Genomic DNA, 12995 nt, shown 5'->3' with positions numbered 1-12995 from the left:
TATAATAGTCAGAGAGTCAATTCACGATGCAACCTTCGGAAATCGATCATGTTCATTGATACGCATCTCCATCTGATCTACCCGGAAAAGCTGTCTTACCCCTGGCTTGACGGGTTTGAGGCGTTGAACAAACCCAGCCGGTTCGACGAATACACCCGTCGGGCGAAACGGCTGGGCATAAGCGGCTGCCTGCATATGGAGGTGGATGTCGCGCCGGACCTGATCAAAGCAGAATCGGAGCTGATTGAAGGACTCGCGGGCGGGGCCGATAGCCTGATGCTGGGTGCCATTTCGAGCTGCCGTCCGGAAGCCCCCGATTTCCCTGAATTCCTCGATTGGGCGCGCGAGAAATCGGTGATACTGGGGTTTCGTCGTGTCCTGCATGTGGTGCCGGACGAGGTCAGCCAAAACAGCCTGTTTCGTGACAATATCAAACGCTTGTCGGGGACGGGGTTAACCTTTGATCTGTGCGCGCTGCCCCATCAGCTGCCGCTCATGGCCGACCTGATCGATCACTGCCCCGACGTTCAGTTCATCCTTGATCACTGCGGGGTGCCCGCGATTGCCCAAGGGGAGATGTCCCCCTGGCGCGAACACCTGTCCGATATCGCGCAACGCCCAAATGTCGTTGGCAAAATATCAGGTGTCATCGCCTATGCAGATGCAGAGAACTGGTCGCTGGATCACATCAGGCCCTGGGTTGATCATACCGTCAGCGCATTTGGCCCCGAACGGATTATCTGGGGCAGCGACAATCCGGTGTGCGATTTGGGCGGTGGGTTGGAGACATGGGTTGCAGTGACGCACGCCTTGACACATGACTGGTCACACTCAGAGCGTGATGCCCTGTATCGGGGCAACGCCAAACGGCTCTGGCGCATCTAAGCGCGCTGTCATGAGCGCGGCATCGCCAGGATAAACGACCCAGGAGGCGGACCAATTCCCACATCACCCAACATATCGGAAAGTGGCCCCAAGACAGAAAAATACAGCGCCCCTGCCCTGTCCAAGGGGCTCGATATTCTGGAGCTTTTGGCCTCTCGCAGCACCGGCATGAAGAAAACCGAGGTTGCAAATGCATTGGATCGGTCTCTGAGCGAGATTTTTCGGATGCTGGCGGTGCTAACCGACCGGAACTATGTGGCCTACGACCCCGTTACAGAGCGGTTTTCGCTGACACAAAAAATGTTCGAACTGGCGCATCGTCACCCGCCGATCAAGCGGCTGAACTCCGTTGCGGTACATGTGATGGACAAGCTGGCCAGCGATCTGGACCAGTCCGTGCATCTTGCCATCATTCACGGTGCAGAGATCCTCGTGATCGCCCAGACCGACGCGCCCTGTAACAACAATACCTCTGTTCGCCTCGGCGCGCGCATTCCCATTGTCTATACGGCCTCGGGCGCCGTTTTGTTGGCGCAAACCAGCAAAAGGCGTCGCGCGGACATCTACGCGCGCTCACCTGAGGCAACCGACGAAAGGATCGCTTTCTTTGAGACATTGGTCGATCAGGTCGTCGCGCAGAACTATTGCGACAGCCCCTCGCAGGTGATCGTCGGGGTCCACAATATCGCGACACCGATCTTCAACTATTCGGGCGAGGCGATTGCAGCGCTGACAATCCCGTTTGTGAAACGGCTAACCAGATCGACCAGCCCGGACATCAAGGCGTCCATCGGGTTGTTGATCCAGGCGGGACAAGACATCTCGCGGCAATTGGGCGCGGGCGCCTCCGAAGATGGCTCAGCGCTCTGATATCGACGCAACAAACCGTTTCAACACCATGTCTTCGTCGCGACTGGGATGCCAGTAAGCGAAAACGCGAATGGGCTCACTCTCTACCGGGAATGGGAATATCCTGACGGGCCAACGCTGGGCAATCTGGTGGGCGATGCGCGACGGAACCGTCGCGATCATCGATGTTCCACAAACCAATGACGGCACCATGGAATGGGACCACACTGAAATATGCCGCGCGCGCCTGAGGCCTGCCTTGCGCAACGCATCTTCGTCTTCAAAGGCCAGCTGATGATCAAAATAGCGGACGACCACATGGGTTTGTGCCAGATACTCGGCCTGAGACATCTGCTCTGTTGCGGCAAAGGCCTCGCTACACGCCAGACAGACAAAATGATCCTCGAACAGGGATGTATTTGGCGGCACACCAACATCCAGCACCTGACCCGCGAACATCAGGTCAATTTCTCCAGCACTGAGCAGTTGAGCCGAACGTTCCGATAGCGGAAGGATGTCAAAGCGCAGCTTGGGCTGGTTGGCCGCGCTGTCCCTAATCGCATCGGCCAGAAAACTGGACATGGAATAATCTGACGCCACGATCTTGAGCTCGCGGTCGATGACATCTGTAGTTGCGTTGGGCCGCATCGCTGAAAAGACCTGCGCCTTTCCCAGCACCTCCCGCAGCGGCGCCACCAGCGTTTTGGCGAAGGGCGTCAGGACCAGCGACCGACCCGAGCGCACCAGCAAAGGGTCGTCGAAGTGTTTGCGCAACTGGGCCAACACCGTGCTGAGAGCCGACTGGCTGAGATACACCCGTTCCGCGGCGCGGGTGACGTTTCGCTCACTCAGCAGCGCATCGAGGCAGATAATCTGGTTCAGATCGAACCCGTTCAGGCGCATTTCAAGTATCCATGAAATCGATGACTGAAGGCAAATAAAACCCATTTTACAGATTTATACAATCTGGCGAAACTGGCAGGAGACAGTGGCTCAACACAGGGATCGATAAAATGACACAGGCTCACGTGATGCCGACCGACGCTCAAAGCATGGCTGAAACCTATGAGCGGGACGGCTTCATCGCCCCGATCGATATTGTGGACCCCGACGCGGCACATGTCTTGCGCCTCGATTTGGAAAAGGCCGAAGCTGAGCTGTCGGGTGACCCCGAAAAACTGGCGCTGCTCTACAGCTATCCAGATCGAGTGCTGCCGTCATTTGACCGGCTGATCCGTCACGACGCTCTGATTTCAGCAGCCTCTGCTGCACTGGGTCCTGATCTCATGGTGTGGAGTGCCGCCCTGTTCATCAAAGAGGCGCGCTCGCCCAAAATCGTATCCTGGCATCAGGATCTGACGTATTGGGGGCTCGATGACGCCGAAGAAACAACGCTGTGGTTTGCCTTGTCGCCAGCGACGGTCGAAAGCGGGTGTATGAAATTTGTGCCCGGCAGCCACCACGAACAGATCGTTCCGCATGTGGACACCTTCGCCGATGACAATCTGTTGTCGCGCGGTCAGGAAATCGCAGTGGACGTGAATGAGGATGAGGCCGTCGCCGCCGAACTGCAGCCCGGGCAGGCCTCCATGCATCATGGACATTTGTTTCACAGTTCCGGCCCCAACGTCACGGATGATCGACGTATCGGAGCCGCCATTCGCTACATCAAGCCGTCAATGAAGCAGCGATCAGGCGGCCGGCCTCTGGTGGCGTTGGTCAGCGGCGATGACAAATTTGGTCACTTTGAAATTGCGGGTGCGCCCGAGGGACGCCTCACCGAAGAAGATTTCACCCTGTGTCGCCGAGACGCAAAACTGAAGAAAGCCTTGTTGTTCGAGGGCGTAGATGTCGCGCTGTAATCGCCTGCGCTGCAATGCCCTGCATCTTTGAAACATCCGATTGCGGTAAAGCCCCCAACCTCCCAACAGATTGAGTTAAGGTGCCTTGCCGCCCGCCATTTGACCTTTTTGAAAGCACCCAAGGAAAGATTTCGATCTGCGATCGATACGATAAGCTGCGGTTCCATGTTTTCGGCACATCGACATATGCTAGCGCGTCGAAGAGGCCCGTACTGTGGGCCACAAGGTCGTGGGGCTAAAGTCGACCCTTGCCGTGCTCACGCAAAGGTTCGCTGCATTTGTTCCATATGGTTGCGACATTCGTCGAAAATTACTATTTCTTTGAGACCCACAGGCCAAGGATTGGAATAATGGATCACACGCTCGCCGCTTGAACCCTCAAGGTTTCTCTAATGTCGAGCTGTACCCATGTCTTCCATCGTCTTGGCCAACCTCAGTTGGGCCACTCCCGCCGGTAACCTGATCCTTTCCGATATTGATGCCACTTTTGGCCCCGAACGCACGGGTCTCGTCGGGCGTAATGGGATCGGAAAAACGGCCCTGCTGCGCCTGATGGCGGGCGAGGCCGAACCAGCTTCAGGATCGATCACGCGGCCGGCCGTCGTCGGGCTTCTTCGTCAGAACCCGGAACATCGCCCAGATGACAGGATCGCAGACCTGTTCGGCGTAGGCGCCCAGCTTGCGATCCTGACACGTGCAGCCGACGGCGAGGCAACTGAGGATGATCTTGCAGCGGCCGACTGGACATTGGAAGATCGCCTGAAGCGTGCTTTGGTCAGTGTCGGTCTCGACCACATCGACATCAATGTGCCGGTCAGCGAGTTGTCCGGTGGCCAGCGAACACGTGCGAGCCTCGCGGCGCTTTTCTTCTGTGATCCTGACATGCTTCTGCTTGACGAGCCGACCAATCACCTGGACCGCAATGGCCGCCAGCAGGTGATCGGTGCGCTGCGGGCGTGGCGAGGTGGTTTGGTCGTCGCCAGCCATGACCGCACCCTGCTCGCCGAAATGGATGTGATCGTCGAACTGACGGGCCTTGGTGCTAAACGTTATGGCGGAAACTATGACGCTTACCGTGAACAGAAGAACATCGAACTCGCGGCGGCGGAACATGAGCTTGCCCATGCGGAACGCGTCTGGACTGAAAGCAGGAAGCAAGCGCAAGTGGTTGCCGAGCGCAAGGCACGGACAGATCGTCAGGGGCGGAAACTGCGGGCATCTGGCGGACAACCAAAAACCCTTCTCGACGCGGGCAAAGAGCGCAGCGAGAACTCAGGTGGCGCTACGGCGCGTATGCAAGACAGCCGTGTGGCCGATGCGGCCAAAGCGATGGAAGAAGCGCGGGAAAAGATCGAGGCCCTGGAACCGCTGCGCATCGATGTACCAACCTGCGGGCTTGTGTCGCGCCGACATGTTTTGGACGTGGTGGATTTGTCAGTCGGCTATGACCCGCGCTACCCCGTTCTGAACGGCGTATCACTGAGGGTCCGTGGCCCGGAGCGCCTGCTTGTCAAAGGTGCCAATGGCGCAGGCAAATCGACACTTCTTTCCTGCATCATGGGCGCGTTGAAGCCGTGGCATGGATCGGTTTCCCTTCACGTCTCGGCGGAACTGCTTGACCAGGACATCGGCATACTCGACCCCAACGAGACCGTCCTTGATAATTTCGCACGACTGGATCCCGACGCCAGTGAGAACGAGCATCGCGCCGTTCTTGCCCGTTTCCTGTTCCGGGGAGGAGCGGTAAACCAGATCGTCGGAACGCTCAGCGGTGGCCAGCGGCTGCGTGTCGGCCTTGCATGCGTATTAGGGCGTAATGAGCCGCCCCAACTTCTTCTCCTGGATGAACCAAGCAATCATCTCGACATAGAGGCGACGGAGACCTTGGAAGCCGCCTTACGTGGCTACGACGGGGCGCTGCTTGTCGTTAGCCATGACAGTGCATTCATTGACCGCATAGGTCTTGATCGTGTCATCAAGCTGTGAAGATGGGATAGCTCCTGCGCGATTGTGACATGTCCACCCGCGCAGGCTGTTGCAGACAAATAGGGAAGAGAGCCCACCGCAGGCGGGACGTTGGGCTTCCCCGATTTTTGGAGGTGTGATGGGCACAGCACCCCAAGTGCTGTGCCCGATCCTGTTTAGCTCAACAGATCAAAGCGATCGTTCATCATCACTTTGGTCCAGGCGGCTACAAAATCACGTACGAACTTTTCCGCATTGTCATCTTGTGCATAGACTTCCGCATATCCGCGCAGGATAGAATTGGATCCGAACACCAGATCCGCGCTTGTTGCTGTGAACTTCACATCACCCGTTGCGCGATCATTTAGCGTATAGGTGCCATCCTCGGCAGGGCTCCAGGACAGGGCCATATCCGTCAGGTTGACAAAGAAGTCGGTGCTCAGCGTGCCGGGCCGGTCAGTGAACACACCATGCGACGAACCACCATGGTTTGCGCCAAGAACACGCATGCCGCCAACCAAAACGGTCATTTCAGCAGCCGTCAGGCCCAAGAGTTGCGCCCGGTCCAGCATCATGGCTTCCGGAGATACCGCATAGGTTTCTTTCTGCCAGTTGCGGAACCCATCCGCCAAGGGCTCAAGCACCGAGAAGCTGTCCGCGTCTGTCTGTGCATCGGTGGCATCGCCACGCCCGGCGGTGAAGGGCACGGCCACATCAAAACCTGCTGCTTTGATCGAGTGCTCCAAACCAACGTTGCCCGCCAGCACGATCACATCCGCGATCGACGCGCCGCTGTTGGCCGCGATGGGTTCCAGCGCGCCAAGCACTGTCGCCAGACGCTCCGGCTCATTGCCTGCCCAGTCTTTCTGTGGGGCCAAACGGATACGTGCACCGTTTGCACCGCCGCGTTTGTCCGAGCCACGGAACGTGCGTGCGCTGTCCCATGCGGTTGCGATCATATCGGATGCCGACAGGCCAGTTTCCGCGATTTTCGCTTTGACCGCGTCCACGTCATAAGAGGTAGACCCAGCCGGGATTGGATCCTGCCAGATCAGGTCTTCCGCGGGGACGTCCGGGCCAAGATAGTTAGCGCGTGGGCCCATGTCGCGGTGGGTCAGTTTGAACCACGCCCGGCCAAAGGCATCGGCAAAATACTCAGGATCCGCACGGAAACGCTGGCAGATTTCGTTGTAGATCGGATCCACCTTCATGGCCATGTCGGCGTCCGTCATCATCGGCTTCACATGCTTCGAAAGATCGGTCGCATCAACGGGCATTTCGTTTTCCGGCATGTTCACGGGCTGCCACTGATTGGCACCTGCGGCGGATTTTGTCAGCTCCCATTCATAGTCAAACAGGTAGTCGAAGTACCCCATGTCCCACTTCGTTGGCTCTTTGGTCCAAGCGCCCTCGATGCCGGATGTGAACGCATTTGTCGCTTTGCCGCCATGGCCGGGGTTCGACCAGCCAAGGCCTTGCGCGTGCACTGGGCAGCCTTCCGGCTCCGCTCCGATCTGATCGTGTGCACCGCCGCCGTGAGCCTTGCCAACAGTGTGACCGCCGCATGTCAGTGCCGCTGTTTCCTCATCGTTCATCGCCATCCGTGCGAAGGTTTCCCGCACGTGCAGCGCGGTCCGGGCCGGATCAGGGTTGCCGTTGACACCCTCGGGATTGACGTAGATCAGCCCCATGTGAACGGCGGCCAGCGGGTTCTCCATCGTCGATGGTGTTTCCAGATCCCCGTACCGCTTCTCGGACGGCGCAAGCCATTCGTTCTCGGACCCCCAGTAGACGTCCTTCTCCGGGCCCCAGATGTCCTGACGACCAAAACCAAAACCAAAGGTTTTCAGCCCCATGGATTCATAGGCAATATTGCCGGACAGGATGATCAGATCGGCCCAGGAGAGCGCGTTGCCGTATTTCTTCTTCGCGGGCCACAAGAGACGCCGCGCCTTGTCGAGGCTGGCATTATCCGGCCAGGAGTTCAGCGGCGCAAAACGAATGTTGCCAGAGCCTGCCCCGCCGCGACCATCGCCCATCCGGTAGGACCCGGCGGCATGCCATGCCAAACGGATCATCAAGCCACCATAGTGGCCCCAATCCGCAGGCCACCAGTCCTGGCTGTCACGCATCAGGGCGTGAACGTCTGCCTTAACGGCCGCATGCTCCAGCGCCTTGACCGCCTCGCGATGATCATAGTCCGCGTCCATGGGATTGGTGCGCGTGTCGTGCTGGTGCAAAATGTCGAGGTTCAACGCATCAGGCCACCATTTGGTCACTGCGTTATCCATGCCGGTATTGCCGCCGTGCATCACTGGGCAGCCGGTTCCGGGGGGTACGTGGCTTCCGTCCATTGTGCTCTCCTGTATTTTTGGGTGATTTCCGATGGGACACATTTACGCTGGCAGGAACATTTATTCCAATTGAATCTCCAAAACAAAACGATAAGTAAGGCTTATGATAGGTCTGACGCTCAAGCACATGCGTTACTTCAAATCGCTAGCGACGCATTTGCATTTTGGGCGGGCGGCGGAAGCCTGTGCAATTTCGCAGCCCGCGTTGTCTCTTCAGATGAAAGAGCTGGAGGCGATGCTTGGTGGGCAATTGGTTGAACGCACCGGGCGCAAGATGCACCTGACCACGCTTGGCGAAGATTTCCTAGGCCGAATACAGGACATCCTCGTCCGTGTGGATGATTTAGAAGAGCTCGTGCGCTCCTCCAAAGACGGGCTGACCGGTCGCCTGCGGCTCGGCATCATTCCAACCGCGGCCCCCTATTTGCTCCCCGGCATTATTCAGACCCTCAACACGTACTTTCCCGATCTTGAGCTTCAACCGCGCGAGTCCGTGACACAATCATTGCTTGAAAACCTGATGTCCTCCAACCTTGATGTGGCGATCGTAGCATTGCCAATATCCGAGCCTTCCCTACGCGAGTTTGCGTTGTTCAATGAGGAATTCTATCTGGTTCGACCCAGCATTGAGGCAGACATGCCGGTTCCCAGCGCGGCCACACTTAAAACGATGCAACTGCTGCTTCTCGAAGAAGGCCATTGCTTTCGTGATCAGGCCCTGTCTTTTTGCGAACTCTCGGGCGCCAAACCCAAACACATTATGGAGGGCAGCTCGCTCTCCACGCTTGTCCAACTGGTGGGTGCCGGGATAGGTGCCACGCTGATCCCGGAGATGGCGTTGCCCTATGAAACCCGATCGGCGGACGTTTGTGTCGCGCGCTTCTCAAAGCCGGTGCCGTCGCGCACAATTGGCATGATCTGGCGAAAAGCAAGCCCGCTGAGCGATCAGTTCATGACCGTTGGGGCCCTCATTCAAAACCTGGCAAAGCAAAAAAGCAGCGTTGGGGCATAAAGCCGCCTAAATTTTTCAGCTACACCGATGCTGAAAACAAACGCTTGATTGCTCCGTCAAAGCGACCGGGCGACAGGCCCGACCCAAACGCAAGGCGCACTTATCCCAATGGCATCATCTATGGCTACCACTGACTATATTCTTATTACTGATATTAAACTTCTTGATTAATTAACGTACTAGTTTAATAATGATCGTATGGATGAAAGTGATAAGCTGGATGCGGTGTTCTCCGCTTTAGCACACCCCGCAAGGCGGGCGATTTTGGCGCAGTTGGTCAAAGGCACAGCCACAGTAAATGACCTGGCTGAGCCCTTTGACATGTCGCTCCCAGCGATCTCCAAGCACATTCGTGTGTTGGAGGACGCCGGGTTGATCACACGCGGGAAAGACGCTCAATTCCGCCCCTGCACGATTGACACGCGACCGCTCCAGGACATCGCGCGTTGGACAGATCAATACAGACACATCTGGGAAGCGCGCTTTGACGTAATGGAGACGCTGCTCAAAGATACGAAGGGAACGAAGTAATGAACGATGTACAAGAATGGGTTCGGATTGAACGGGAATTTGACGCCACAATCGATATGGTGTGGCGGATGTGGACCGACCCGGTCTTGTTCAAGCAATGGTACGGACCAAATGGCATGTCTATCCCAACTGCCGAGATGGATGTAACCGTTGGTGGCACGCGCAAAATCTGCATGTCGATGCAAACGCCAGAACGACAGATGGAAATGTGGTTTACCGGCGTCTACAAGGAAGTCAGCGCGCCCCAACGTCTCGTCTACACCGAAAGCATGTGTGACGCGGATGGCACGCTGATCCCACCCCAAACCATGGGAATGCCTGACAACTTTCCTGACATTACCGAGGTCATCGTTGAGCTAAGCGAAATTGGTGAGAAAACGCGGATGGTCATCGTCCACGTTGGCGTCGCCGAAGGCACGGCTGGCGCAGGTGGATGGAACCAGGCCTTTGATAAATTGGACGCACTGGCCCGGTCTATGACCAGCGCGCGGGGTTGAAATGCGCGAGCTTGCAGTTCTTTCATTTGTGACCCTCGACGGGGTCATGCAGGCGCCAAGCGCACCGGAGGAGGACACATCCGGCGGCTTCGCGCGTGGCGGATGGGCCGCGCCATATTGGGAAGAGGTGATGCCCGAAGTAGAACGAACAGCAATGTCGGCGCCCTATGATATTCTGTTCGGTCGCAAGACCTACGACATCTTTGCAAGCCATTGGCCAACCGCGCCAAAATCTGATGTCGCCGAGATTCTGAATTCTGCGCGAAAACATGTGGCGACGTCCTCGCCAGATGCGTTGAGTTGGGAAAACTCTTATGCGCTCACAGGCGATATCGTGGAGGGGGTCCGAAACCTAAAAGCCGACGCCGGGCCGCTTTTGCAGGTTCACGGCAGCGCAGGGTTGATCCAGACACTGCAGGCCAATGACCTGATCGATGAGTTTCGTATCTGGACATTTCCGGTTGTGGTGGGATCAGGAAAGCGGCTCTTTGGGGAGAATTCAGCGTTCATGAGTTACGCGCTGCATGATTCCCGGGTTCTAGACAATGGTGTCACACAACAGATGTTCAGACGAGCGTGAGCCACCCCAGGCAGATCTCTATTCCAAGCAGCAATGACCATGACCGGGTTAGTAAATTGCTGGCGTCCGAAACATGCTGCTTTGCAATAGTCCGATTCATCCATCCACGAGAGATGCTTGATCGTTCGAGATCGGATCTGCGCAATAAGAGAGAGAAGCAGTCATTCGCTACCTGTGCGGCAACTGTCTCGAACAATGCCCAGCCACGCAATGCGCTGGGACTGTTCGAACGGCTACACGCCTAGACCTTCGCGAGAAACGCGGCGCGGATAGCTGCTTTCATGGCGTTCTGTGGTCCGGTCTCCAGCGTTCCATTTTCAGCCATTACAAGCTTTGAGGCCGGCGTACTTTTGAAGCCCAAACTCTTACCTACAATTGACAGGCCTGGATGAAGCGATGAGCGGCCCAGCAAGCCGATTGCGATCCCGGCATCAACTGCCGCGATTACGCCGGACACGCTTTGACTGGAATAAACGATCCGATAGGGCTTTCTACGGGCCTTGAGAGCGGCGATTGCGACGTCGCGCCACCAGCAGGCATGATCGAACACAGCCACCGGCAGGGTCTCTTCGGCTGAGAAGTCCCGATGTACAGATGACATCCAGCATGTAGGGTCCTCGAAGAGCACTTCTTCATTTTTCTTTGGACGTTCCACCTCATAGATCGCAAGGTCCAGCGACCCTTTGTCGAGCGCGTTAGGAAACCCCGTGCTCAAAGCGCAGGTCACATCCAATTCGACCTTTGGGTGATGACGAGTGAAAGCAGCGATGATTTCCGTCAGCTTCGCTTGTCCGTGATCGTCTGGGATGCCCAGGCGTAGTTTGCCTGTCACGACGTCTTGGGAAATATCCCGCAACACTGCGTCTAGGCGGGCGGTTACATCTTGCGCGACGGGCAGCAACCGACGGCCCGTATCGCTTAAGACAACGCCGCGCCCGTGCCTTTCAAAAACGGGTCGGCCGAGGAGGGTTTCGAGGCGTTTGATCTGAAGGCTGGTGGCGGACTGCGATCTGTAAATGCGCGCGGCGCCATCCGTGACGCTCCCCGCCTCTGCCACGGCGACAAAGGTACGAAGCAAGTCGCTGTCAAGGCTTTCCATTCGGTTTTCCAATACCAGAGATTGATACTATTCGTTTCACACATGCCCATCCAGTCGCTATTTTTCAAGGCCAGAGGAGTAGACCATGACGGATCAGACAGTTTCCCGCCAGCGATCAAACAAGAAATCGGTGCTGTGGGGCGTTTGTCTTCTCACGCTCATAGGCATTGGTCTTGCGTGGCCGGGACATGCCATGAATGCTGCCAAATTCGTGATATGGGGATTGGTTGTTGTCGCCCCCATCGTCATTCCGGGTATTCTTCTTGCGGCATGGATCATCGCCAGCGGAGCCGACACGCATATCGCTGGCGCGTTCGAGGGCAGGACGCTCCGCACAGTGGCCGCCGCATCATTGATCGGGGCCATTACGCCAGTCTGCGGTGTCACTGTTCTGCCCTTGATGGCAGGGCTGTTGGCGGCAGGTGTGCCGCTTGCGCCGATTATGGCGTTCTGGTTGTCATCCCCGATCACGGACCCTGCAATGCTCGCGACAACGGCTGCAACTCTCGGCCTCAGCTTCGCAATTGGCAAAACTCTCGCAGCCTTCGGCTTGGGACTATTCGGGGGCGCGGTCACTGGACTGTTTGCCAAGACACCCTGGGCATTGAATGCGCTGCGCGACAACGGATTGGCGCGCCAACTGAGCGCTGCAAGATGTGGCGCAGTTCAGACTTTCGATCCATGGGTCTGGCGAACGCAAGCGCGTCGGCGGTCTTTTGGCACACAATTCAGGGCAACCGCGCGGCTCATCCTGATCTGCCTGATCCCTGCATTCGCCGCAGAATATGCTCTCAATGCCGCGCTGACTCCAGGCGCGCTTGCAGCATATGTTGGCGAAGATCGATGGTGGGCCATACCAGCCGCCGTTTTTGTTGGCGCTCCGGCCTACATCGACGGTTATGCAGCACTTCCGCTTACACGCGGCCTGATTGACAATGGCATGTCCGAAGGTGCCGCGATGGCGTTCTTGGTCTCGGGTGGTGTGGTCAGCATCTGGGGCGCGATGGCGATTGCGCCGGTTCTCAGACTGAAACCATTTTTGCTCTATCTCGCGCTTGCGGTTCTGGGATCACTCTCGGCGGGATACATTTTCGGTTGGGTGGTCTGAAATAACATATGAAACGCAAAGCTGATATCGGGCAAGGTCGGCTTTGTCCATTAGCTTGTCATGGCACAGTCTGGGACGAGAGACAGAATGGCACCGCTGCGGACCCTTGCTGCGCAGTTCTAGCCAAAATCACGTGCAAATCAGCTCAAAGCCAATGGCGGCAAAAAACACCTGGAAGCAAGCCTTTGGGCAAGACACAGCATCCGGCGATTTGGCCCTTTCCCTCTTTAGCTGCACTGAGAACGCGGGACTG

12 protein-coding genes are annotated in these 12995 nt (G+C 57.0%); 9 read left to right on the top strand and 3 right to left on the bottom strand.

Features of this window, described 5'->3' with window-relative positions:
• The first annotated feature begins 48 nt into the window (after positions 1 to 48).
• Positions 49 to 885, top strand: coding sequence for an amidohydrolase (locus tag Q1A20_RS14010; protein ID WP_299917185.1), 837 nt, complete (start codon positions 49 to 51; stop codon positions 883 to 885).
• A gap of 21 nt (positions 886 to 906) precedes the next feature.
• The gene (locus Q1A20_RS14005) at positions 907 to 1755 is read left to right on the top strand and encodes an IclR family transcriptional regulator (protein ID WP_367180912.1); all 849 of its coding nucleotides are present in this window, start codon (positions 907 to 909) and stop codon (positions 1753 to 1755) included.
• On the opposite strand, the gene Q1A20_RS14000 is transcribed toward Q1A20_RS14005, so the two are convergent.
• Positions 1744 to 2637, bottom strand: a complete 894-nt coding sequence (locus tag Q1A20_RS14000; RefSeq protein WP_299917183.1) for a LysR family transcriptional regulator — start codon at positions 2635 to 2637, stop codon at positions 1744 to 1746. The two genes, Q1A20_RS14005 and Q1A20_RS14000, sit on opposite strands and share 12 nt — an antisense overlap.
• A gap of 110 nt (positions 2638 to 2747) precedes the next feature.
• On the opposite strand from Q1A20_RS14000, the gene Q1A20_RS13995 reads away from it, so the two are divergent.
• Positions 2748 to 3596, top strand: a complete 849-nt coding sequence (locus tag Q1A20_RS13995) for a phytanoyl-CoA dioxygenase family protein (protein ID WP_299401979.1) — start codon at positions 2748 to 2750, stop codon at positions 3594 to 3596.
• 408 nt (positions 3597 to 4004) lie between these two features.
• On the top strand, positions 4005 to 5582 hold the full coding sequence (locus Q1A20_RS13990; RefSeq protein WP_299917181.1) for an ABC-F family ATP-binding cassette domain-containing protein: 1578 nt from the start codon (positions 4005 to 4007) through the stop codon (positions 5580 to 5582).
• Positions 5583 to 5737: 155 nt separating this feature from the next.
• Here Q1A20_RS13990 and katG read toward each other — a convergent pair whose 3' ends face one another.
• Positions 5738 to 7915 (bottom strand): catalase/peroxidase HPI, encoded by a 2178-nt coding sequence (gene katG, locus Q1A20_RS13985; protein WP_299917179.1) that lies wholly within the window; start codon positions 7913 to 7915, stop codon positions 5738 to 5740.
• A 103-nt stretch (positions 7916 to 8018) separates the two neighbouring features.
• Here katG and Q1A20_RS13980 point away from each other — a divergent pair, with 103 nt between their 5' ends.
• The 4 genes from Q1A20_RS13980 (at position 8019) to Q1A20_RS13965 (ending at position 10535) form a co-directional block, all read left to right on the top strand.
• Positions 8019 to 8927, top strand: coding sequence for a hydrogen peroxide-inducible genes activator (locus Q1A20_RS13980; protein WP_299401976.1), 909 nt, complete (start codon positions 8019 to 8021; stop codon positions 8925 to 8927).
• Between the two features lie 198 nt (positions 8928 to 9125).
• A complete protein-coding gene (locus Q1A20_RS13975) occupies positions 9126 to 9458 on the top strand; it encodes a helix-turn-helix transcriptional regulator (protein ID WP_299401975.1) in 333 nt (110 codons plus the stop codon).
• Complete coding sequence (locus Q1A20_RS13970; protein ID WP_299401974.1) at positions 9458 to 9955, top strand: SRPBCC domain-containing protein; 498 nt, start codon at positions 9458 to 9460, stop codon at positions 9953 to 9955. Before Q1A20_RS13975 ends, Q1A20_RS13970 begins: the two co-directional genes overlap by 1 nt.
• A gap of 1 nt (position 9956) precedes the next feature.
• Positions 9957 to 10535, top strand: coding sequence for a dihydrofolate reductase family protein (locus tag Q1A20_RS13965; RefSeq protein ID WP_299401973.1), 579 nt, complete (start codon positions 9957 to 9959; stop codon positions 10533 to 10535).
• Positions 10536 to 10776: 241 nt separating this feature from the next.
• Here the strand turns inward: Q1A20_RS13965 and Q1A20_RS13960 are convergent, their stop codons facing one another.
• Positions 10777 to 11634, bottom strand: coding sequence for a LysR substrate-binding domain-containing protein (locus Q1A20_RS13960; protein WP_299401972.1), 858 nt, complete (start codon positions 11632 to 11634; stop codon positions 10777 to 10779).
• An 85-nt stretch (positions 11635 to 11719) separates the two neighbouring features.
• Here Q1A20_RS13960 and Q1A20_RS13955 point away from each other — a divergent pair, with 85 nt between their 5' ends.
• Positions 11720 to 12742: a permease gene (locus tag Q1A20_RS13955; protein WP_299917175.1), complete on the top strand. Its 1023-nt coding sequence runs from the start codon at positions 11720 to 11722 to the stop codon at positions 12740 to 12742.
• Positions 12743 to 12995 lie beyond the last annotated feature (253 nt).

This window comes from uncultured Roseobacter sp., from assembly GCF_947501835.1.
Lineage (GTDB): Bacteria > Pseudomonadota > Alphaproteobacteria > Rhodobacterales > Rhodobacteraceae > Roseobacter.
This window is presented reverse-complemented; position numbering and strand designations above follow the sequence as displayed.

What these genes read in the sequence shown, in the direction of transcription:
- Q1A20_RS13990 (WP_299917181.1), top strand. Translation starts at nt 4,005, where the DNA reads ATGTCTTCCATCGTCTTGGCCAACCTCAGTTGGGCCACTCCCGCCGGT.
- Q1A20_RS14000 (WP_299917183.1), bottom strand. Translation starts at nt 2,637, where the DNA reads ATGCGCCTGAACGGGTTCGATCTGAACCAGATTATCTGCCTCGATGCG.
- Q1A20_RS13980 (WP_299401976.1), top strand. Translation starts at nt 8,019, where the DNA reads ATGATAGGTCTGACGCTCAAGCACATGCGTTACTTCAAATCGCTAGCG.
- Q1A20_RS13970 (WP_299401974.1), top strand. Translation starts at nt 9,458, where the DNA reads ATGAACGATGTACAAGAATGGGTTCGGATTGAACGGGAATTTGACGCC.
- Q1A20_RS13955 (WP_299917175.1), top strand. Translation starts at nt 11,720, where the DNA reads ATGACGGATCAGACAGTTTCCCGCCAGCGATCAAACAAGAAATCGGTG.
- Q1A20_RS14010 (WP_299917185.1), top strand. Translation starts at nt 49, where the DNA reads ATGTTCATTGATACGCATCTCCATCTGATCTACCCGGAAAAGCTGTCT.
- Q1A20_RS13965 (WP_299401973.1), top strand. Translation starts at nt 9,957, where the DNA reads ATGCGCGAGCTTGCAGTTCTTTCATTTGTGACCCTCGACGGGGTCATG.
- katG (WP_299917179.1), bottom strand. Translation starts at nt 7,915, where the DNA reads ATGGACGGAAGCCACGTACCCCCCGGAACCGGCTGCCCAGTGATGCAC.
- Q1A20_RS13960 (WP_299401972.1), bottom strand. Translation starts at nt 11,634, where the DNA reads ATGGAAAGCCTTGACAGCGACTTGCTTCGTACCTTTGTCGCCGTGGCA.
- Q1A20_RS13995 (WP_299401979.1), top strand. Translation starts at nt 2,748, where the DNA reads ATGACACAGGCTCACGTGATGCCGACCGACGCTCAAAGCATGGCTGAA.
- Q1A20_RS13975 (WP_299401975.1), top strand. Translation starts at nt 9,126, where the DNA reads ATGGATGAAAGTGATAAGCTGGATGCGGTGTTCTCCGCTTTAGCACAC.